The following is a 22,683-nucleotide window of genomic DNA, read 5'->3' on the forward strand; positions in this document are numbered from 1 at the left end:
ATGGGTAAACCATGAATTTCCGTACACTCATCTTAGTCATAAGTTTTGTATTCTCGCTGCTCTTGTCAGGGATGAACTATTATTATGAGCGGGATTTCCCTACCTTTTCCTTTATTCTGATCTTAAGTTTTGTCCTTTCCTTCAGTTTATTGAATTATGTTTTCCAGAAGTTTGTTTATGAACGGATTAAGTCTGTTTATAAGTTGATTCATAATCTAAAGTTGGGCAAGGAGTTGAAAGATGCTTTGGGTGACCATAAGTCTGAGAATCCTATCGGCGATGCTGAGAAGGAAGTTCGGGATTGGGCGAAGCAAAAAACGATCGAGATCAACCAATTAAAAGCTCAGGAAAAATTCAGGAAGGAATTTCTCTCCAATATTTCCCATGAATTCAAGACTCCCTTATTTGCTATCCAGGGTTATATTGAGACTTTGCAGGATGGGATGCTGGAGGACAACCCAGATATGGCGGTAAATTTTCTGAACAAGGCTTCCCGCAATTTGGACAGATTGAGCTATTTGATCCATGACCTGGATGAAATCGCGAAATTGGAGTCTGGCGAGGTGTCTATTGTCAAGGAAAAATTCGATCTGGTTGCCCTGATCAAGGAAACGATCGATGATTTGGAATATAAGGCCAAGGAGAACAAAATCAGCTTGAATTTCAACCCCAAGGGAAATCAAGCTATTCAGGTAAAAGGTGATCGAAAAAAAATCCAGCAAGTTTTGATCAACTTGATTGACAACTCCATAAAATACGGGAACAAAGGGGGGCAAACAAATATCAAGGTTCATTTATTAATAGATCAGGTTCTGATCGAAATAACAGATAATGGACAAGGGATTGAGGAAAAAAATCTTCCACGCGTTTTTGAGCGCTTTTTCAGGACAGATAAGAGCAGGTCGCGGGATATTGGAGGATCGGGATTAGGACTAGCTATTGTAAAACATATTATAGAGGCCCATCAACAGAATGTACATGTTCGTAGTACTGAAGGGATTGGAACTACCTTTTCTTTTACCTTGGAAAAGGCATAAAATTGGTCTTTTATAAAAACTTAACATTAACTTAACATTAAGTGCATAATTTTGCGCTACTTAAAACACATGTTATGTCTTTGAACAGCATTTTTCAATACTTTGTCCCAAAGGACAAGAAATTTTTCCCATTATTTGAACAAGCCGGCTCTAATTTAATTGAAATGGCCAAGCTTTTAAAAGAGAGTGTTCACACGACCGATCTTCAATTAAGAACCGACAATTCCAAGTTGTTGGAGGATCTAGAACATAAGGGGGACAACCTAACCCATCAGATTCATTTAGAATTAGGCAAGAACTTTATTACACCCTTTGACCGTGAGGATATCCATGCCTTGGCGAGTTCATTGGACGATGTTGCAGATTTTATCCATGGTGCATCCAACCGTATGGAATTATATAAGGTGACTGAAACTAGCGAAGCGATGAAAGAGATTTCAAGTTTGATCTTGGAGGCTACGGAGCATGTTGCCAAGGCACTGTTTGAATTGAAGGATTTAAAGAACATCAGAAACATCACCGATTCTTGTGTACGCATCAACAGCGTTGAGAACAAGGCTGACTATATTTTTGACAAGGCTGTTGCGGAGTTGTTCGAGTACGAGAAGGACGCGATCAACTTGATCAAGAACAAGGAAGTATTATCTGCTATGGAGGACGCGACCGACAAATGTGAGGATGTAGCCAATGTACTTGAGAGTATTTTAGTGAAGAACGCGTAATATTTACAAAGGAATTCACAATTATATTATATTATGGGTATAACCACATTATTAATTGTCGTTGTCGTTTTGGCGATTGCATTTGATTACATCAATGGATTTCACGATGCAGCCAATTCCATTGCGACTATCGTTTCGACCAAGGTACTGACACCATTTATGGCGGTATTATGGGCGGCACTATTCAATTTCGTTGCATATTTTGTTTTTACGGATCATAAGGTAGCCAACACGATTGCCAAGACGGTGATAGAGGAATATATTACGCTCGAGGTAATTTTTGCAGGTTTGGTTGCGGCGATTGCCTGGAACCTATTTACTTGGTATTATGGCATTCCATCGAGTTCGAGTCATACCTTGATTGGCGGTTTTGCTGGATCGGGGATGGCCTATGCGCTTTTCGTTGGGGCGAATCCTATTGATGCGATCAACTTGAGTGCAACTTTAAAGATTGTATCATTTATAGTCTTGGCTCCATTGGTGGGTATGATTATATCGATCATCATTACATTGATTATTATCAATATCTGTAAGAAAGCGAGGCCTGCTGTTGCAGAGAAATGGTTTAAGATCTTGCAATTGGTATCTTCGGGTGCGTTGAGCTTCGCGCACGGAGGTAACGACGCTCAAAAAGTTATGGGTATTATTGCTACGGCTTTGATAGCTCAGGGTGTGATAGGCAGTTTTGAGGAGATGCCGGAATGGGTTCCATTGACCTGTTATGCCGCTATTGCTGCCGGTACGATGAGTGGTGGATGGAAGATCGTGAAGACCATGGGTACGAAGATCACGAAGGTTACGCCATTGGAGGGTGTTAGTGCGGAGACTGCTGGAGCGATCACGTTGGGTATTACGGAGCATTTTGGTATTCCAGTATCGACGACTCATACGATTACGGGTTCTATTATAGGGGTTGGTTTGGTTAAGCGTGTTTCGGCTGTTAGGTGGGGCGTGACGATCAGTTTATTATGGGCTTGGATCTTGACGATACCTGTCAGCGCATTGTTGGGAGGGTTAACTTTGGCAATAATTCATTATATTCTGTAGTAAAAATCATACAGGATGCTGTTTTATTGCTATATTTATTGAATGATAATAAAGTTTTGACAAAAAATTTGTGTTATTTAATGTTAATAAGTATTTTTACGCGGCAAAAGCGTGTTAAATAAACATAATTATGAGCTTTTCTATATTTAACATTTTTTGGCATCGTTTTTGTTAAGTTATGTTAAATTGATTTTGAACAACTAGAAACAATTAAAAATTTTAATAACCTTAAAAAAAAGAGTATGAACTATTCTACAATTAAAAAAACAGCTGTTGCAGCTTCATTAGTAGCCGCTTTAGGTTTCGCAGAAACTGCACAAGCACAAACCCCAACTGTATTTGGTGGTAGATCACAATACAGAACTTGGTCAATCGGTGTTCAAGGTGGTATTACTACTCCTAACACTATCTTAGGTGGCCAAAACGGTTTCGGTCAAAAAGTTGGTTATTTCCAAAACAAAGTAGGTGAGTATTATGGATTAACTATCCGTAAACAATTCTCTCACTTATTCGGTTTAGAATTGGAAGGTAACCGTGGTCGTATCAAAACTTACAACCATGACTTAGTAACTGCTCCTGAGACTGCAAACGGTGCAAGATCTGCTGAGACTTCAGTTAACTGGGCAGCTAGCTTAAATGGTGTATTCCAATTGGGTACTATCGACTTCATGAGAAGAGAAAACGCTGTTAACTTCTACGCTAAAGTTGGTTTAGGTGTTATGGCTCACAACCCAGTACAATTCGCTAACAACGATTTCACTGGTAACGAAGTTTACAACAATGCAGGTAACTGGGGAGAAGAAATCTTCGGTGACCGCGAGGCTACTGGTGACAAAGACAACCGTTTAACAGGATTTATCCCAGTTGGTGTTGGTGTTAAATTCAAATTATCAGAAGTTGTTGCCTTGAACTTAGGTTACACAATGAACTTCACTGATGACAACTTGTTATACGGACCAGTTCGTTACGACGGAAAACAAAAATTCTCTAACGTTTACGGTGGTTTAGAGTTCACTTTAGGTTCACGTGATAAAGAAAGCTTAACATTCACTAACCCAGTTGCTACATTATATGATGAGTTGAAAGACCCTTCATTACGTAACGAGGTTGAAGCATTGAAACAACGCGTATCTACATTAGAAGGTACTGTTGATCAATTAAGCAAAGATTCAGACGGTGACGGTGTATCTGATAAATTCGATAAATGTCCAGGTACTCCTGCTGGTACAGTAGTTGATGGTTCTGGATGTCCTATCAAATTCCCAGAAGCTCAGCAATTGACTGAAGGTTCTGCAGGATACTTCGCTCCAATTCAATTCGAATTCGATAGCTCAGTATTGAAAACTGAATCTTACTCTACTTTAGACAAATTGGCTAAAGAATTGAAAGACAACAACGCTACAGTTACTTTAGATGGTTATGCATCTGCTGAAGGTACTGAAGCTTACAACATGAACTTGTCAACTGACCGTGCTAACGCAGTAAAACAATACCTAGTTAACGCTGGTGTATCTGCATCAAGCATCACAGCTACAGGTTACGGTGAAGCTAACCCAGTTGCTTCTAACGACACTGAAGAAGGTCGCGTTCAAAACCGTCGTGTTGAGATCAAAAAATAATTGTTAGAAATTAACAATTTGAAATACAAAGAGCCAGCTGTTTCAGCTGGCTTTTTTTATGGTTAACAACCAAGTATTTACAATGTAATTACTTTTTAAACTTTACATTTGCAGAATCATGGAGTCTATAAATGTGAATATGTTGAAAACAATTGCATATTAAGATGTTCAAAAAATAGTATTTTCATTAAGGAATTGGAGAGTACGATAAAAATTTAAAAGAGGAGTATAATGGAAGAAGATTTTGAATTTGGATCCCCTGAAGAACAAAAGATATCAGTGGATCGCTATGAGGAAATGCTTCGGAATGAAGACCAATACTTTTTTGATGCAAAAGCCTTTGAAAGCATAATAGACTATTATATTTCTAAGAACGATCCAATCAAAGGTCTACAGGTTATAGAATTTGCGTCTGCACAGCACCCCTTCGAGACCATGTTCTTGATCAAGAAGGCACAATTGCTGGCAAGCACGCTTCAATATGAACCTGCACTTGACGCTCTGAACAAAGCAGAACTACTGGAACCATCGGAAGGAGATATTTACCTGATCAAAGGTACCATTCTCTCTTCCCTACAGGAACACGCCCTTGCTGAGGAGAATTTCTTCAAAGCATTGGAGCTCAGTGATGCCAAGGATGAGGTCTACTACCAAATCGCCGGACTTTACCAGATGCAAGGGTCATATCAAAAGGCTATTACCTATCTCAAGAAATGCCTGAAGGTCAATATGGACAATCAGGAGGCTCTGTATGAGATAGCTTTTTGCTATGATGTCCTGGAACAGCAGCAAGAAAGTATTCAGTTTTACTTACAATATATCGATACGGACCCTTATTCTTATGCCGCATGGTATAATTTAGGGAATGCTTACCATAAATTGGGTGATTTCAACGCGGCGATCGATGCATATGACTATGCGATATTGATCAATGAGAGTTTTTCATCTGCCTATTTCAACAAGGGCAATGCTTTGGTAAACTTGGATCGATATGCTGAAGCCATCGATGTTTATAAACAGACATTTGAGCATGAAACTCCAAATGCCGACACCTATTGTGCAATTGGAGAATGCTATGAGAAGTTGGAGCTGATGGACCAGGCAAGACAATTTTACAAAAAAGCGGTAAAACTGGACAGCAACCAAAGTGATGCCTGGTTTGGGATTGGTGTAACCTTGGATTTCGAGGAACGTTATTTTGAATCCTTGCATTTCTATAAAAAAGCACTGGATATAGACGATGAGAATCCGGACTATTGGTTTGCCATTGCAGATGCTCGTTATAAGCTGAAGCAGTTTGAACAATCCATCGAGGCCTATTCTAAAGTTGTGGAGCTAAATCCTACCGATGCGGAAGCATGGTTGGACTATTCCTCGCTATTATTTGAACAGAGCAGGTTGGATGAAGCAATCGAAGTGATTTCAGAAGCTATTAAATGTAATCCTGATGAGGCAACCCTTTATTATAGGATGGTGGCTTACATGTTTGCAGCAGGGAAATACACGGAAGCTTTGGGTTTTCTGGAGTTGGCCCTGAATGTTGAACCAGAGAAGCATTATATATTATTTGAATATTTACCTCAGCTACAGGGAAATCAAATAATCGTAGATATTATCAAGAAATATACAGAAGGAAGATGAAGCAATTAGGATTGATTGGCTATCCATTGGGCCACTCCTTCTCAAAAAAATATTATCAAGAGAAATTCAAGAACGAGGGTATAGACCATATTGATTATGATCTATACCCTATTTCTTCAATTACTGACTTCCCATCCCTTTATTTGAACAATTCGGATTTTTATGGTGTCAATGTGACTATTCCTTATAAAAAGGATGTCATGGCCTATTTAAATGAACTTTCAGTGGAAGCAGAAGAAATTGGGGCAGTAAATTGTATACAGATCAAGCATACTGATCAGGGAGTCCACCTGAAGGGCTTCAACACCGATGCATATGGCTTTGAGATGTCCCTACGCCCACTGTTAAAACCACATCACCAGAAAGCGCTGGTTTTTGGAAACGGTGGTGCTACTAAGGCTGTTGTTTATTCCCTGAAGCGCTTGGGAATAGCTTATCAAATCGTGAGCCGTACCAAAACTCCCGACAATCTTTCCTATTCAGATCTGAGTCCTGAAATTATCAAGGATCATTTGTTGTTGATCAACTGCACTCCTTTAGGTACATTTCCAAATATTGAGGAGCATCCTGACCTACCCTATGAAGCTATAGGTGCTGACCATCTTTTATATGATCTGATCTATAACCCTGAAGAGACCAGCTTTTTGAAAAAAGGCAAGGAAAAGGGTGCCATGATCAAAAATGGCTATGAGATGTTGGTCCTGCAGGCTGAAAAAAACTGGGAGATCTGGAATCAATAGATTCGGCCAATTGCTTAGAAATATTTCCTATTTTTGGATATGCTACATATCAAGACATTTGTATTCAACCCTTATCAGGAAAACACCTATTTGATTTATGATGATGCAAAAAACTGTATTGTCGTTGATCCTGGAATGCACAATTATCAAGAAGAGAATCAGCTAAAGGATTATATAGACTCAAATGGTCTGAAACCTGTTCATCTAATCAATACACATGGCCATATTGACCATGTTTTGGGGAATAAATTTGTTGCAGAAACCTATGGGTTGACCCCACAATTTCATGAAGGTGAATTGCCTTTGGTGATCCAGGTGCAGAATTATGCTCCCCAGATGGGCATACGATATGAGCCTTCACCGATTCCCGAGACTTTTCTGAACGAATCCGACATTATCCAACTTGGAGATGAGCAACTGTCCTTAATCTTGGCTCCGGGTCACTCCCCTGCTCACCTTTGTATATACAGTTCAAAACACAACTTTTTGATTGGTGGTGATGTTCTTTTCAAGAACAGCATCGGTAGAACGGATCTTCCTGGTGGAAATCATCAGCAGTTATTGAATAGTATTGCTACAAAGATCTACACATTACCTGAAGAAACGGTTGTCTATCCGGGACATGGCCCTAGTACCACTGTTAGAGAAGAAAAAAGAACAAATCCATTTATAAGAGCGTAAATCATGAAGCTCCCTTTATTTTTTGCGAAGCGATATCTCTTTTCGAAGAAGTCCGTCAATGCTATCAATATTATCTCATCGATCAGTATGATTGGAGTCTTGGTGAGCACTATGGCCTTGGTCATTGTACTTTCTTTTTACAATGGATTGGAGAATTTTATCCTTTCGCAATACAGCACCTTTTCTCCAGAATTCCGGATCGAGCCGTCATCTGGCAAGGTGTTTTCTACACAGAGCGAATCTTTCAAAAAGGTTAGATCATTACCGGAGATTTCATCTTACAGTGAAGTCCTTGAGGACAAGATATTGGCGGAGCACAACCAGCAACAGTTTATCGGTCGTTTAAAAGGTGTAGAACCCAAGAGCCTGCACCATGTCGCAAATGAACAGATGTTACTGGAAGGGAATTTGGAAGTAGAAATTGACAGTACAGCTTATGCTATTTTAGGGACTACGGTCCAAGCTAACCTGCAGGTACCCCTTCAGGGCAACGATAACCAAATCTTGCTTCATATCCCTGACAAGAAAGCTTCTCCAAACAATATCAATCCGCTTGAGGACATTCGGTCACGGGTAATCCGGCCCAGTGCTATTCTAGGTTACCAACCGGGCTTTGAAGACCTGATCATTGTACCGATTGATTTCGCCAAGGATTTACTCAATGAACATGACAATATCTCTGCGATTGAGCTATATGGTCAAAACAACAATTCTGCTGCTCTACAAAAAGAAATCCAAGATCTATTGGGCTCTGATTACATCGTCAAGAACCGGGAGCAGCAAAATCCTACTCTATATAAAACCGTGAGGTCAGAGAAATGGATAGTTTTCTTTATCGTAACGATTATAGGCATTATCGCCATCTTCAATATTATCGGTTCCTTGACGATGCTTGTTATTGATAAAAAGCAGGATATGGTGGTATTGAACAGTTTAGGAGCGAACAACAACCTTATCCAGAATATCTTTTTTTATCAGGGAATCTTGATTGCGCTTATTGGTTCGGTCATCGGTGCGTTTTTGGGTTTGGTATTCTGCTTGCTGCAGGAACAATTCGGATTTGTAACGACTAGCGAAGGGTCTTTATTCGATGCTTATCCTGTTGATATCAGGTATATGGATTTGGTATTGATTTTTGTGACGGTTATGGTCGTATCGACATTGGTATCATATATGGCTTCCAGGCTTAATATCCGTGGAATAAATAGGCGTGGTGCTTTGGAGTCGAATTAATACTTTAACCGTTCTCTACTGAAATCTCCCCTTTTGATCTGATTGATCAATTGTCCCAATGCAAAAGGATTTAACAGTGGATTTGCCATATTTTGGTTGATCGCTTTGTTTGACATATTGATATGTCTCTGAAAGGTATTGAATGTTTGTATTTCTTCGGCGCTTCTAGGAACGATCTTCGAAAGGGAAGCCAATGCTTGGGGAGACAAATTCCTTTTAGCGGTCATGACATCATCGCCACCAATATTGAGTGCAAGGAACTCCATATTGAATTCTTCGATACTTGCCCATGGCAATGGCGGCCCAACTGTTACGACTGGCAGTTCCTCAATGGTGGGCATCATTTCAATTCGGGTTGTAAATTTATCGGAGTCTACATTTGGAATGCTGATTCGCACTGATCTATATCCGATAGAAGAAAATACGATTTCATCGCCGACATGGGCTACAAAAGAGAAGAATCCTTCATGGTTGGCGGCAAAGGTTTCATTGCCATAGCTTTCATTCCTGATCGACACATACGGCACTGCTATTTCGGTCCCTTCTGCGATAATATACCCAGAAACTTGCACGACTTTTTTGTCCTGAGCATTCGTGCAAAGGGCAACTGTCAATAGAAAAGCCAGAATGATATATTTTTGTAGGAATTTCATTTAGCAACAAAACTATGGAAAATCATACTTAAGATGCTGTTAAATAGTGTTAACTGCATCTAAAATTTTTATTACAATTGTTTGGGGTTGATCGCATTTGGATCATTCATATCTGTTAGATTGATGGCTTCCACTGCGACGATCTCTGGTACAGCTTTTTTAATTGCTTGTTCCAGCCCAGCCTTAAAAGTCATAATGCTCATAGAGCAGTTGGCACAGGTTCCCAACAATCTAAGTTTCACAACATTGTCAGGTGTAATTTCTTCGATAGAAACGTTACCACCATCAGTCTGTAAATAAGGTCTGATAGAATCCAATGCTTGCTCTACTCTCTCTAATAAGGTCATTATAAATTCAGATAAAATATTTAAACGTAAATATAGGTAATATTTTATTTATATGAGGAATTGGCACTTGGAATTCAACATTCTGCTGACTTTTAGGGGATGTAAATAAATGCTGTTAAAATCTTGATTTGAGTTGGATTAGGGCTTTTAAGTTAAAGATTGTTAAAAGGGTCGTTGGGCAAAGCTGTTAATTATCGAAATGAAGTATTTTCGCGTATTATTAAATAATTGAAAATTAGTATTAATTCACGTATCTTTGTGGGATGTTTTTAAAGAATCATGTATTTAGCCTAATTGTCGGCTTGTTTCTTTTATTAGGCTTGGGTAGTTGCAAGAGTAAATTTGAAAAACTACGCGCAAGCAATAATGTACAAATGAAGTATCAGGAGGCTGTAAAGTACTACGAAAAGGAAAAGTACTCCAAGGCATTGACCTTATTTCAAGATTTATTAGCGAAGTATCGAGGCACCGCAGATGCGGAGGACCTCAATTATTATACTGCATTTTCGGCCTACAGGCTAAAGGATTATATTGCGGCGAGGTTTCACTTCAAGAACTTTGCGGACAATTATCCGAACAGTCCTAGAGCTGAGGAATGTAGATTTATGTCGGCATATTGCTATTATTTGGATTCACCGAGGTCTAATTTAGATCAGGACAATACGCGTAAGGCCATTGATCAGCTGCAATTGTTCGTGAATTTATATCCAGAATCGGAGCGTGCGAAGGAAGCTGGGGATTTGATCCAGAACCTGCGCGACAAATTGGAGAAAAAAGCATTTGACAATGCGAAGTTGTACTATAACATGGGCTTGCCTGATGATTATCGTGCGGCGGTAATTGCATTGGAGAATGTTTTGAAAGTATATCCAGATACAAGACATGCTGAAGACATTGAATATTTATTAGTGAAGTCGCAGTATTTATTTGCTGACAACTCCTACCCTCACCGTCAAGAAGAAAGGTTCAACCAGATGATTGACTATTATGAAAGTTTCACTGAACATTATCCGGAGAGTAAGTACGGCAATGAATTAAATGGTCTTCGCAGCAGTGCCGACCGTAAGATTGCCACAGCATTGAAGATTATGGCAAACGACGAGAAGGCAAGGAAACAGCGGGAAGCAGATTTGGGGATTTCAACTCCTACTGGTATTCCTATTGAAGAGAAAAACAATAACAATCAACAATAATCTTTAGTACATTCATTTTTATTTATATATGAGTCAGAATAAAAATACCGTTCCAAACACGACAGTAACTCGCGATTTAAGGGAGTTGGACAAAAGCACAGAAAACTTGTATGAGTCGATCGTAGTGATCAGCAAGCGTGCAAACCAAATTGCTGTTGACATGAAGGAAGAATTGAACTCCAAGTTGTCGGAATTTGCTAGCAGCAATGATAACTTAGAGGAAGTGTTTGAAAACCGTGAGCAGATTGAGATCTCAAAGCACTACGAGAGGATGCCAAAACCGACATTAGTTGCTATTGATGAATTCTTGCACGACAAAGTTTACTTTAGGAACCCTTCTAAAGAACAAGAGTAAGCAATTACCATGTCTTTAAGGGACAAACATATTGTAATTGGTATAAGCGGCAGTATCGCCGCTTATAAGATTGCAACATTGGTAAGATTACTAAGGAAATCGGGCGCCACTGTTCAGGTTATCATGACCTCAGAGGCTACCCAGTTCATTACTCCCCTTACTCTTTCCACCCTTTCGAACAACCCCGTTTTTGTAGATTATTATGATCAGAAAACAGGGGAATGGAACAACCATGTCCATATTGCAGAATCAGCAGACCTTATTCTGATTGCACCGGCTACGGCGAATACCCTTGCCAAGAGCGCACAGGGGATCTGTGACAATTTATTGCAGGCAGTTTATCTTTCTGCCAAGAGCAAAGTTTTTTTTGCTCCTGCAATGGACCTCGACATGTGGAAGCACCCCTCGGTTGTTCACAACCTCAAGCTCCTCAAGGAATATGGCAATATCATTATCCCTCCGGGTAAAGGAGAACTTGCCAGCGGTCTATTTGGCGAAGGCCGTTTAGCGGAGCCTGAGGAAATATTCGATTTTATCGTTTCATCATTTTCTGAGAGTGCTCCCCTTCAAGGGAAGAAAGCCTTGGTATCTGCAGGACCGACTTATGAGGCAATAGACCCTGTTCGGTTTATTGGCAACCATTCGAGCGGAAAAATGGGCTATGCCATTGCAAAACAGCTTCAGCATTTGGGCGCAAAGGTGACTTTGGTAAGCGGACCAACATCATTGGAAACCCCAGCTGGAATAGAGCGTATCAACGTGCAGTCAGCAGAACAGATGCTTGCCGCCTGCAGCAAATACTTTGAAGATTCTGACATCACGGTCATGAGCGCTGCAGTAGCGGATTATACTCCGATTGAGGTGGCCAACCAGAAGATCAAGAAAAAGGCTGAAGATTTCAGCATTACGCTCAAGAAAACCACAGATATCCTTGCAACATTGGGGAAAGTCAAAAAAGACCATCAGACTTTAGTGGGATTTGCATTGGAAACCAACAATGAGCTGGATAATGCCATAGATAAACTGAAAAGGAAAAACCTTGATTTTATCGTGCTAAATTCGATGCAAGATAAGGGCGCCGGCTTTGCTCATGATACCAATAAGGTAACTGTCATCAATAAGAATGCTGAGGTCCTTTCATTCGACCTTAAATCAAAAGACGAAGTTGCAAGAGACATCTGTGAATTAATTATAAAAGAGCAAAACAAGTAAATTATAGATTCGCTATCCGGACTTCTTTTGGATAGTAATTATTGATCCTATTTCCCAATACTTTCACCCATCCCAGCGATTCACCCTTGTAGTTTACAAGGCACCATCCTTTTTTCACGGAGGTGAATATTTCAATATCAAGTTGTTCTTTTCTCAAGAAGTTTTGTGCGTCATCAATATTCAATTCTACGGCGGGCAAGGTGTTATTTCTATGGATACTTAGGGCAAGATCATGGGATGGAACGAGTTCTTTTCCAAGCCATTTACCAATCATTGTCCCAGCATTCTTTAGATAGAGGACTTGCTGCAAAGCTTTTATACTTGCTTCGAGATGCTTTGGGAATATATGAACGTTCTCATTATGTACCAATGTTGAAAATTCATCCATATTCTCAACCCATGGACTTAATCCATCTTTAGGGACTGGTGATTTTTCGAATTTCATTTTCTTGAAAGAAAAACGGGGTTGAATGTTTTTCATTTTCAAGGCTGCAATAAAGAAGCCCTCCCCCTTCACTTTGTGTGGGTAAAATCGATATCCAAAAGCTTTGTTCTTAGGAGAATCGGTCTCCTCAATTCCCCAGGCGGTATTTAATGGGACTTGAATACTTTTGAGATTATATTCATCAATGAGCCAATCCAGGATCTCTTCGTTTTCTTCTATTGAATAAGAACATGTGGAATAGAGTAAATATCCATTGCTGTTTATTGAAGGTAGGATCTCAGACAGTATTCGTTGCTGTCTTTCGCTGCATAATTTGACATTTGCTTCTGACCATTCATCTATGCTATCTTCATCTTTTCTGAACATTCCTGAGCCGGAACATGGTGCATCCACCAATACCAGGTCAAAAAATCCGGGCAGTCGTCTGAACGCTGATGGGTCATTATTGGTGACAACTACATTGGCATATCCCCAGCGCATCATATTTTCTTGAAGGACTATTGATCTGCTTTTAATGATTTCATTTGACACCAATAAACTCTCTTGATTCAAGCATGCATTCAATAAGGTGGATTTCCCTCCAGGAGCGGCACAGACATCGAGAGCTTTTATTTCTTCAGAACTAAGTTTTAGGAAATCTATTATATGCTCGATGAACATCGATGATGCTTCCTGCACATAGTAGCAACCTGCATGAAACAAGGGATCCAAAGTGAATTTTGGTCTAGATTCCAAATAATACCCGTTCTTGCACCAAGGCACTTGAGTGTCTAGATCGAAGTCTAGTTTTGTTTCTTTTTTTGGGTTTATCCGGATAGAAGTTAATTTCTCACCGCTTTCATGGGCTGCCAAAAATGCTTCTTGATCAAACAGGGGATTGCTTCCTAGTCTTCTTACTAATGAATTCGGGAGAATATTACTCATATTATGCTAATAAATCTATGTAAATTTACAGGAATTATCCTTTTTCCATAAAAATATAGAATGAAAGATTTTAAAAAATATTATACAATTCCTGCAAGTCCTGAAGAACTATACCGTGCATTGACGACAGAGATAACGATAAGATTGTGGACTGGGGATCTTGTGGAGATAGACCCAGTACCGGGGGGTGAGTTTTCGATGTGGGATGGTGCAATAGAAGGGAAGTTTCTGGAACTTGAACCTTTTAGTAAAATTGTACAAGAATGGTACTTTGGAGAACAGGATGAACCCTCAATAGTTACGTTGAAACTGCATGAGCATAAGAAAGGTACTTCATTGGAAGTTCGGCAGACAAATATTCCGGATGAGGCGTTTGATGATATTACTGCTGGTTGGGACGACCCTTATATATCATCTTTGGTAGAATTTTACGAAGAAGAGGATTAGAAATTCAACAGAAAAAACAAAATTTGGCTGCTGAAATTTTTTTCTAGAAATTTGAATGCATAATTTCTTATGGTTTTAATGTCTTTTTAAAAAATCGCATGAAATTTTTATAAAAACCCTTCTTAAAACGAGGTGATTTTCAAATTATGAATTAAATTTCTTTAAGTTGATTTATAATTATAACTCATTATCTATCAATGAGTAAAGACTTTAAAAATTAGATTGTTTTTAATTTTTTCCGTATTTTTGTGAAAGAAAATCTACTATTGATGAACTGGAGATTTACGGGACTTATACTTACAATTATTTTAGGTTTTTCCTTATTGGTAAAGGGGAAGACTTATCTTATGCAGAGTCATGCTTCAGAAATTGTTGATTATTCTAACGAACCAGGAGAATCCGAAGAAGAGGAATTGAAGAATAGTTTGGAAGATGAATATATAAACTCTGAAAGGTATATTATATTCAGTCCGATCTTCGATTTAAATGTTCAGGTAGGCTTAAAGTCTCTGTCTTTGCCCTTTATATCTTTTTCGAGGCATTATCCGCCTCCTAATCCTGAGCAGCTATTGCTTTCATAAAGGACCTTCGTCCAATCCAATCACTTTAAAAAATTAAAAACAATGAATACTATATTAAAATATAGCAGCATGCTATTTGCTATGCTAATGACATTCTCCTTTGCTAATGCGCAGAATAATACAGATGATCAACTTAAGAAAAACATTAACAAAGTTTCTGGTGGTATAGAAAAGATCAAGTCTTTGGAGCCTATCAGTTTTCAATATAACAACAGCAACGACAAAGAATTGAGCAAACATCTTCCGAGTGGTGAACGTTTTAGTTTTTCGGAAACTAGTGTTTCGGCAAGTTTTCCTTCGTTGATAAAGACGAATTCATACCTTGTTCCTTCTGGCAAGAATGCCAATAAGGTTACCAAGGTAAATGAGATTGAGAAAGAAGAGCTGATTCCGGTATTGGTTGCTGCAATCAAGGAGCAACAAGATCAGATTGAGGTTTTAAAGCAAGAAATTGAAGCTTTAAAGAACCAACAACAGAAAACGGATTAACGAATTTGTTTACAAGGATTCCAAGTTTTTGTACTTGGAATCCTTTTTTATTAAAAGGCATACACAAAGGCAATAGATGCTTGTGCTGCTTTTTTTGTTGCTGTCAGGCCATCTGATTCCAGGAAGGCTGCATTATTATCATTATCGAGTCTGATTTCAGGAATTACTGCCAAACCTTTATGTTTGAATTGACCCGACAAGGTGAAGGAAAGTATTTCGGAACCTTCAATTTCTTGAACATCTTTTGTTCGAAAATACTCGCCTCTCAATCCAACGGCGATATTTTCATTGATATTATATTTAGGGTATATTGCTACCCCTTGATAACCACCTTCGGACTTAAAGGTATAGTCGGCAGCATTCAATGCTAAATCCACATGTTCTGAAATGGAATAGGATGCAACCAAATCAAATAGAGTCCCTGAACTATAGTTATTTTCTCCACCTTCAGAACTTCCGGTCAAAAAATTGAGATATCCTGTTAATCCTTCGACAGGGTTGACGGTGATTTGTGCTCCAAAATGCGAGACACCGTTCAGATCACGATAAACATTCCAATCATTAAAGATTCCGACCATTGCTGATACTTTTGGGGAGAACTGATAATTAGCTTTAATACCAGCATTTTGGAATGGTCCAGCTCCGAAAAGATAGGATGTGGAATAATGGAAATTTCCAGCTGGCGAGATCACCTCATACCCGACAAAGGTTCCCATAAACCCTGCGGTCATGCTCAGCTGATCAGTAAAATTATAACTAGCATATAAGTTTTGGATATGGAATGAATTTCCGGCATTAGGTTCTCTGTCGTCCCCATTTGCAATACTCAAGTATTGTCCACGAGGGCCAAAGGCGAGTTCTCCGACGAAGGACGCCTTTCCAACAGCTTTTTTAAGTCCAAGGCCGATCATCCCCAATGAAATTGAGTTATGGTCGTTTGCAAAATAAGTTTTTATGTTCTCTTGCTTAGAAAAATCGTATTTCCAGTATGCATCTGCATAACCGGAAATCTGTAAAGCCTCATTTTCTTGAGAAAAGGACAGAAAAACAACTGATAATGTCAAAAATGTTAATAATAATCTTTTCATAATTTGTTTTTTAAGAGATTTATTTAAAATGTTTAGGTTTTACTCAGTAAAAAACAATAAAATGGGTAATTATTAGACTGAAATATTTAAAATAACGGAACAATGAAAACAAAAATCAATTAAAAACATCATTTTATTGGATTTTTAACGATTAATAATCCAATGTTACAAATAATTTTTAATTTTCTTATTAAATAAATAATTAAAATTGATGATTTTTAGGTTCATCGGTTGTTTTTTAAGGATTTTATTTAAAAAAATTGGTTTGTTATGTAATATTAGTATTAAAATTTGAGATTTATTAACAATATTTACAATGAAAACAAAAACATAGACTGAAACAATTTGATTTTGAGCCAAAGTGGAGATAAAATACAAAGCCGTGGTCGGTGTCTTCACCGACTACTGAAAAGACTATGACGCCATACCGCCCCAGCGGGGCGGAACTATTATAGAAATGGTTGTACAACGGCATTAAACCCTGTAGGGGTGTAGCTATAAATTCGACTCCGCTCAACCAACGCAGGGACCGGGTCGATGTGGAGGCAATTCCGAATGATGGTTGGTGGGGACACTAACCATGGCGTAAAGGGACACCAACCAGAGCGTCCTGGGCTTTCGCTATTTCTGTTTTTCCAGGAATGATACCAAAGAAGCTAATTCTTCTATTGTCAATGAATTAGCCAAGCCTGGAGGCATCATGGAATTTGGCATTTCTGTTCTTGAAGCTACATTATTTTTCTTGACTGTGGAAACATTGCCAGCAATATCCCTCAGAACTATTTTGTCTGCGGTTTCTTGAGTAATAAATCCCATCATGTTCTTTTTGTCTTTGGTAGAAACTAAAACTGTTGAAAAACCCTGTGAGATAGAAGCATTCGGTCTCAAGATTGATTCGGCAATCTGACTACGATTCATAATAGATCCAATCTGTCCCATAAATGGCCCTTTCATAGGTTCATTCTTTGATAAGCTATGACAAGCATGGCAACCTTGCTTTGTAAAGAGAGCTTTTCCCTTTGCAGGATCGCCCTTTACTTTTTTAAGGGCAATCATCACATCTTCAATGGATGTTTTTCCAACTTGTCCTTTTTGACTTGATATTTTGTTGAGGTCGACTTTCTTTTCAGCTGGTGCTTTTGCGATCTCTTTTTTCGGAGCTACATTAAAAGCTGCAATTTCCATTCGGAACTTATCATTTAAGTCTGCATAATATTGGTTTTTGCTTGCACCAGCTTTTTGTTGTTCGGCCATTAGGAATTTCTCGATCTTTGGGGATTCCTCCCAAAGGACTGCTTTATAATATGGACCATGGGAATCCGGTCTTGTTCCCCACCACCAAGATGCATCATAGGCTTCTTCTTTTTTATATAAGCGAGCCAATGTTTGCAAGATTTTATTTTTCAGGTTTTGATCCTTTGTTTTGCCGTATGCTGAAATCAGGCCATCCACTGCTCGGGCGTCGTGCATATACCTTAAAGCCCAAAGTGCCAAGTCTGGAGTTTCTGTTCCTAAAAACCCTACAGCTTGATTTACGGCATTTAGTCTTACTAGCGCTTGTACAGCGACATGTGCTGGTATAATTTCAGCGTTTGGCAAGTGGTGAGGTCCTTCGACTCCTTTTTTGGGAGCAACGAAAGATGCTGGCACCGGGGTTTGCAGAAGGGCATTTGCAGCTTCTGGCCTTCCCAACCTACCTAATCCAACTGTAGAGACCACCCTAACTCGGGGAGAAGGATCTTTCAATCCTTCAATAAATGGTTCAATAGGAACTGATTCAATTGATCCCAATCTATCCGTTAATGCTCTAAGAGCAAATTCCTTCATTTCAGTTTCCTCTGCCAATTTGAGCAATTCCTCTTGCGCATTCTCTTGGTTTATCTGAACATAGGTGTATAGACCAGCTACCCTAGAACTCAGTGGTAAATCCTTGTCTTTTGCTATTTCCAATGCCGCAGGCGCAGTCTCTTCCCCTGATCTTTTTACTAATTCTTGGGAAGCATATAAGCGAGCGGTAGCACTTCCTGATTTGAGGTGATTCTTCAAATCTTCTATTGATTCACTTTTAAGGTCAGGGAATGCTTTATAGGTCCATCCATTAGGAACTGTTCTTACTACATAACCCTTATCAGGGTTACCTGAATACCCTGCTCCATCCCATGCTGATAAATAAAGCCTTCCTGAACCATCCACATCTGCATCAGTGACCTGAGGTAGTTTTATGAATTCCTGCTCCGTTTGTTTGAAACTGGCAGCATCGGGAACTACTTTGTGCATAAACAGGAAATTTCTGCCCCAATCTGCCATCATCGGCACCTTATTGTATTTTTCTGGCCACGTATCTTCGTCCATGTACAGGGCACCGGTTCCTGATCCGCCTCCCATCATTGCCAATGCTGGAATAATTTCTTCCGTGAAATTCTGAAACAACAAAGGGTATCCGTATTCACCGGACTGGATCTGATGTGAGAACCTGATATCCCAGCCACCACCATCATTGGTGTTGTCTCGGGTAAAAATATTCATATATGGATCGATTGCCACATCATAAATATTTCGAAGCCCATGGGTATATACTTCCATTTCGGTACCATCAGGTCGCACCCTGAGAATCCCACCGCCAAGCATGGTTAATTTTTTGCCGTCGGCACCAGTAGCATTGTGGAATCCAAAATCACCAACTGCAATATATATCCATCCATCGATTCCCATCCTTATGCCATTGGTGGCATGATCGGTTCCTCTCTCTTGGATGTATTTGGTATTACTTAGACCTTTGATCAGTATTTTGGGATCTTCATCAGCTACTCCATCATTGTTGCTATCCTTGAATACTACGAGATCCATGCCGCTGGCCAATCCTGACTTTTCGTCGAAGGTAGTGTGTAGGACATAAACTTGGTCATCAGCGACAAATATTCCTCTTGGGTTATCTACTCTTGCAAAATCAGTATGAGAGTCGACTGTTCCATCGTTATCTTGATCGACGAACCTTCGGATATATCCTTTTCCCATATCTTTTCCGAGAGATCCTATCATATCGACACCCACATATAGTTCACCAGTTGGAGCTACGGCAAGACAGGCAGGACTTGGTGTTACTTCGGGTCCGGTATACAGGGCCATCTGCAGGTCGTCGGGAGCCCCGGCTACATTTTTAAGAGTATCCTGACCTAAGAGCCATGGATTTGAATAGAGTGCTTTTTTAGTGAAGTTTTGGTTGTTAGGTCTTTCATAGGTGTGGGTAAATCCCAGTAATAAAGGGAAGAGACACAATAGGTTTAATGTTCTTTTCATTCTCTGCGGAATTAATTGAATAAGTAGCTAGCGTTTAAATGGCTATAGATTTAGATTGATTATTGAATATAGGGAATTTTGTTGAGAATAAAAACATGCTGATGATACTTTTGGGGCGCAACCAACACCGCTGCCGGCATTCGGGAACGGCCATAAAACAGGAAAGCCCGATGTCACATGGACAACGGGCTTCCGTATAAAATTAGGCACCGACCTACTCTCCCACCTGTTACGGCAATACCATCGGCTCTGGCGGGCTTAACTTCTCTGTTCGGAATGGGAAGAGGTGGACACCGCCGATATAGGCACCTGAATACCTTTTTGACAGACATTGMTCTGTCATTGACATGTTATTGGAAGAAAGGAGTTTTAAAAAGAGAGAGGACAACAGACTATCCGCATTGGAAAGCTTCGGGCTATTAGTACCACTCGGCTTTGGTCTCTCAACCTTTACACCTGTGGCCTATCGACGTCGTAATCTCCGACGACCCTTATGAGGAAGTCTCATCTCGTGGCTAGTTTCGCACTTAGATGCTTTCAGCGCTTATCTATCCCGGACGTAGCTACCCTGCCGTACACCTGGCGGCATAACAGGTTCACCAGCGGTCCGTCCAACCCGGTCCTCTCGTACTAAGGTCAGATCCACTCAAACTTCCAGCGCCCACAACAGCCCAACCCTTGGGACCTTCTCCAGCCCCAGGATGTGACGAGCCGACATCGAGGTGCCAAACCTCCCCGTCGATATGAGCTCTTGGGGGAGATCAGCCTGTTATCCCCAGAGTACCTTTTATCCTTTGAGCGATGGCCCTTCCATACAGAACCACCGGATCACTATGTCCGTCTTTCGACCCTGGTCGACTTGTAGGTCTCACAGTCAAGCAAGCTTATGCCATTGCACTCCTCGTACGGTTACCAAGCGTACTGAGCTTACCTTTGAAAGCCTCCGTTACCTTTTTGGAGGCGACCACCCCAGTCAAACTACCCACCAAACAATGTCTCCCGGATGCCGGGATTAGAAACCGAATACAGAAAGGGCGGTATTTCAAGGGCGTATCCGCGATTCCTGGCGAAACCGCTTCGACTACTCCCGCCTATCCTACACATCCTGTACCCAATTTCAATGTTAAGCTATAGTGAAGGTTCATGGGGTCTTTCCGTCCCGTTGCGGGTAACCGGCGTCTTCACCGATACCACAATTTCACCGAGCTCATGGCTGAGACAGCGCCCAGATCGTTACACCATTCGTGCAGGTCGGAACTTACCCGACAAGGAATTTCGCTACCTTAGGACCGTTATAGTTACGGCCGCCGTTTACTGGGGCTTCGATTCAATGCTTCTCCYKGMGGATGACATCCCCTCTTAACCTTCCAGCACCGGGCAGGTGTCAGGCCTTATACCTCATCTTTCGATTTCGCAAAGCCATATGTTTTTGCTAAACAGTCGCCTGGGCCTTTTCACTGCGGCTTCTCCACCCGGAGGTGGAGGAAGCGCCCCTTCTCCCGAAGTTACAGGGCCATTTTGCCGAGTTCCTTAGCCATGATTCACTCGAGCACCTTAGGATCCTCTCCTCGACCACCTGTGTCGGTTTGCGGTACGGGTCTTGATGACCTGGAGCTTAGCGGGTTTTCTTGGAAGTCTGCTTACCTGCGCTATCAGCGCCCCCGAGGGTTTGCTGTACTATCGGGCTTCGGCTGTACCGGCGGATTTGCCTACCGGTCCAATACCTTTGCCCTTCAACGAACTATTCCGTCAGTTCGCGGCAGTGTCACTACTCCGTCACCACATCGCAGTCATCAACAGTACGGGAATATTAACCCGTTGGCCATCGGCTGCCTCCCTTCGGATGCGCCTTAGGTCCCGACTGACCCTGATCCGATTAGCGTTGATCAGGAAACCTTGGTCTTTCGGTGGGCGGGTTTCTCACCCGCCTTATCGTTACTTATGCCTACATTTGCTTTTCCATCAGGTCCACCACAGGTCACCCTGCGGATTCGCCCCCGATGGAATGCTCCCCTACCAGTGCAACCARAGGTTGCAATCCATAGCTTCGGTACCGTTCTTGATGCCCGTTTATTATCCACGCCCGGCCGCTCGACTAGTGAGCTGTTACGCACTCTTTAAATGAATGGCTGCTTCCAAGCCAACATCCTAGCTGTCTGGGCAACCGGACCTCGTTAGTTCAACTTAGAACGGATTTGGGGACCTTAGCTGATGGTCTGGGTTCTTTCCCTCTCGGCCTTGGACCTTAGCACCCAAAGCCTCACTGCCGGCCATATCTAGCAGCATTCGGAGTTCGTCTGGATTTGGTAGGATTTGACTCCCCCGCACCCAATCGGTAGCTCTACCTCTGCTAGACTCCATGCCGACGCTGTTCCTAAAAACATTTCGGGGAGTACGAGCTATTTCCCAGTTTGATTGGCCTTTCACCCCTACCCTCAGGTCATCCGGAAACTTTTCAACGTTTATCGGTTCGGTCCTCCAGTACGTGTTACCGCACCTTCAACCTGCCCAAGGGTAGATCACAAGGTTTCGCGTCTACCTCGTCCGACTCTGCGCCCTGTTCAGACTCGCTTTCGCTTCGGCTCCTGGCCTTAAGCCATTAACCTTGCCGGACAAGAGTAACTCGTAGGCTCATTATGCAAAAGGCACGCCGTCACGGAATCGCTCCGCTCCGACCGCTTGTAAGCACACGGTTTCAGGTTCTTTTCACTCCCCTGTTCGGGGTTCTTTTCACCTTTCCCTCACGGTACTGGTCCACTATCGGTCTCTCAGGAGTATTTAGCCTTGCCAGATGGTGCTGGCGGATTCCCACAGGATTTCTCCGGTCCCGCGGTACTCAGGATACCACTATGCCTGTATTCTTTGCCTGTACGGGGCTCTCACCCTTSTCGCGCAGTTTCCCACCTGCTTCCAGTTCATAGCACAGTGCAAC

General features: G+C 41.1%; 19 protein-coding genes and 2 rRNA genes. 14 read left to right on the top strand and 7 right to left on the bottom strand.

Going from position 1 to position 22,683, the window contains the following annotated elements; translation table 11 throughout:
• Positions 1-11 precede the first annotated feature (11 nt).
• From CRT24_RS06935 to CRT24_RS06970, 8 genes are all read left to right on the top strand, one after another.
• Positions 12-1,037, top strand: a complete 1,026-nt coding sequence (locus CRT24_RS06935) for a cell wall metabolism sensor histidine kinase WalK (RefSeq protein WP_099370512.1) — start codon at positions 12-14, stop codon at positions 1,035-1,037.
• Positions 1,038-1,111: 74 nt separating this feature from the next.
• Positions 1,112-1,759: a DUF47 domain-containing protein gene (locus tag CRT24_RS06940; protein ID WP_099370513.1), complete on the top strand. Its 648-nt coding sequence runs from the start codon at positions 1,112-1,114 to the stop codon at positions 1,757-1,759.
• Positions 1,760-1,792: 33 nt separating this feature from the next.
• Entirely contained in the window at positions 1,793-2,806 is a 1,014-nt protein-coding gene (locus CRT24_RS06945; protein WP_099370514.1) for an inorganic phosphate transporter, read from the top strand.
• Between the two features lie 242 nt (positions 2,807-3,048).
• The gene (locus CRT24_RS06950) at positions 3,049-4,425 is read left to right on the top strand and encodes an OmpA family protein (RefSeq protein WP_099370515.1); all 1,377 of its coding nucleotides are present in this window, start codon (positions 3,049-3,051) and stop codon (positions 4,423-4,425) included.
• A gap of 231 nt (positions 4,426-4,656) precedes the next feature.
• Positions 4,657-6,066, top strand: coding sequence for a tetratricopeptide repeat protein (locus CRT24_RS06955; protein WP_099370516.1), 1,410 nt, complete (start codon positions 4,657-4,659; stop codon positions 6,064-6,066).
• On the top strand, positions 6,063-6,806 hold the full coding sequence (locus CRT24_RS06960) for a shikimate dehydrogenase (RefSeq protein ID WP_099370517.1): 744 nt from the start codon (positions 6,063-6,065) through the stop codon (positions 6,804-6,806). Before CRT24_RS06955 ends, CRT24_RS06960 begins: the two co-directional genes overlap by 4 nt.
• A gap of 39 nt (positions 6,807-6,845) precedes the next feature.
• The gene (locus CRT24_RS06965) at positions 6,846-7,487 is read left to right on the top strand and encodes an MBL fold metallo-hydrolase (RefSeq protein ID WP_099370518.1); all 642 of its coding nucleotides are present in this window, start codon (positions 6,846-6,848) and stop codon (positions 7,485-7,487) included.
• Between the two features lie 3 nt (positions 7,488-7,490).
• On the top strand, positions 7,491-8,720 hold the full coding sequence (locus tag CRT24_RS06970) for an ABC transporter permease (RefSeq protein WP_099370519.1): 1,230 nt from the start codon (positions 7,491-7,493) through the stop codon (positions 8,718-8,720).
• Here CRT24_RS06970 and CRT24_RS06975 read toward each other — a convergent pair.
• Entirely contained in the window at positions 8,717-9,373 is a 657-nt protein-coding gene (locus CRT24_RS06975; RefSeq protein WP_099370520.1) for a hypothetical protein, read from the bottom strand. The two genes, CRT24_RS06970 and CRT24_RS06975, sit on opposite strands and share 4 nt — an antisense overlap.
• A 71-nt stretch (positions 9,374-9,444) precedes the next feature.
• Positions 9,445-9,720 (bottom strand): NifU family protein, encoded by a 276-nt coding sequence (locus tag CRT24_RS06980; protein WP_099370521.1) that lies wholly within the window; start codon positions 9,718-9,720, stop codon positions 9,445-9,447.
• A 263-nt stretch (positions 9,721-9,983) separates the two neighbouring features.
• On the opposite strand from CRT24_RS06980, the gene CRT24_RS06985 reads away from it, so the two are divergent.
• From CRT24_RS06985 to coaBC, 3 genes are read left to right on the top strand one after another with little or no spacing between them, the layout of a single operon-like run.
• Positions 9,984-10,913 (top strand): outer membrane protein assembly factor BamD, encoded by a 930-nt coding sequence (locus CRT24_RS06985; RefSeq protein ID WP_099370522.1) that lies wholly within the window; start codon positions 9,984-9,986, stop codon positions 10,911-10,913.
• Between the two features lie 28 nt (positions 10,914-10,941).
• Positions 10,942-11,268: a DNA-directed RNA polymerase subunit omega gene (locus CRT24_RS06990; protein WP_099370523.1), complete on the top strand. Its 327-nt coding sequence runs from the start codon at positions 10,942-10,944 to the stop codon at positions 11,266-11,268.
• Positions 11,269-11,277: 9 nt separating this feature from the next.
• Positions 11,278-12,480 (top strand): bifunctional phosphopantothenoylcysteine decarboxylase/phosphopantothenate--cysteine ligase CoaBC, encoded by a 1,203-nt coding sequence (gene coaBC / locus CRT24_RS06995; protein WP_099370524.1) that lies wholly within the window; start codon positions 11,278-11,280, stop codon positions 12,478-12,480.
• A gap of 1 nt (position 12,481) precedes the next feature.
• Here the strand turns inward: coaBC and CRT24_RS07000 are convergent, their stop codons facing one another.
• The gene (locus tag CRT24_RS07000) at positions 12,482-13,849 is read right to left on the bottom strand and encodes an RNA methyltransferase (protein ID WP_099370525.1); all 1,368 of its coding nucleotides are present in this window, start codon (positions 13,847-13,849) and stop codon (positions 12,482-12,484) included.
• Positions 13,850-13,909: 60 nt separating this feature from the next.
• Between CRT24_RS07000 and CRT24_RS07005 the strand changes: the two genes are divergently transcribed.
• The 3 genes from CRT24_RS07005 (at position 13,910) to CRT24_RS07015 (ending at position 15,366) form a co-directional block, all read left to right on the top strand.
• Entirely contained in the window at positions 13,910-14,296 is a 387-nt protein-coding gene (locus CRT24_RS07005; RefSeq protein WP_099370526.1) for an SRPBCC domain-containing protein, read from the top strand.
• Between the two features lie 248 nt (positions 14,297-14,544).
• The gene (locus tag CRT24_RS07010; protein ID WP_144034525.1) at positions 14,545-14,877 is read left to right on the top strand and encodes a hypothetical protein; all 333 of its coding nucleotides are present in this window, start codon (positions 14,545-14,547) and stop codon (positions 14,875-14,877) included.
• A 42-nt stretch (positions 14,878-14,919) separates the two neighbouring features.
• Positions 14,920-15,366, top strand: a complete 447-nt coding sequence (locus CRT24_RS07015; RefSeq protein ID WP_099370528.1) for a tail fiber domain-containing protein — start codon at positions 14,920-14,922, stop codon at positions 15,364-15,366.
• A gap of 50 nt (positions 15,367-15,416) precedes the next feature.
• Here CRT24_RS07015 and CRT24_RS07020 read toward each other — a convergent pair whose 3' ends face one another.
• The 4 genes from CRT24_RS07020 to CRT24_RS07035 all read right to left on the bottom strand — a co-directional run.
• The gene (locus tag CRT24_RS07020) at positions 15,417-16,454 is read right to left on the bottom strand and encodes an outer membrane beta-barrel protein (protein ID WP_099370529.1); all 1,038 of its coding nucleotides are present in this window, start codon (positions 16,452-16,454) and stop codon (positions 15,417-15,419) included.
• Between the two features lie 621 nt (positions 16,455-17,075).
• Positions 17,076-19,751, bottom strand: a complete 2,676-nt coding sequence (locus CRT24_RS07025) for a c-type cytochrome (RefSeq protein WP_099370530.1) — start codon at positions 19,749-19,751, stop codon at positions 17,076-17,078.
• Between the two features lie 201 nt (positions 19,752-19,952).
• Positions 19,953-20,064 (bottom strand): 5S ribosomal RNA (rrf, locus tag CRT24_RS07030).
• 86 nt (positions 20,065-20,150) lie between these two features.
• Positions 20,151-22,683 (bottom strand): 23S ribosomal RNA (locus CRT24_RS07035); the annotation flags it as partial.

The organism is Sphingobacterium sp. 1.A.5 (assembly GCF_002734235.1).
GTDB lineage: Bacteria > Bacteroidota > Bacteroidia > Sphingobacteriales > Sphingobacteriaceae > Sphingobacterium > Sphingobacterium daejeonense.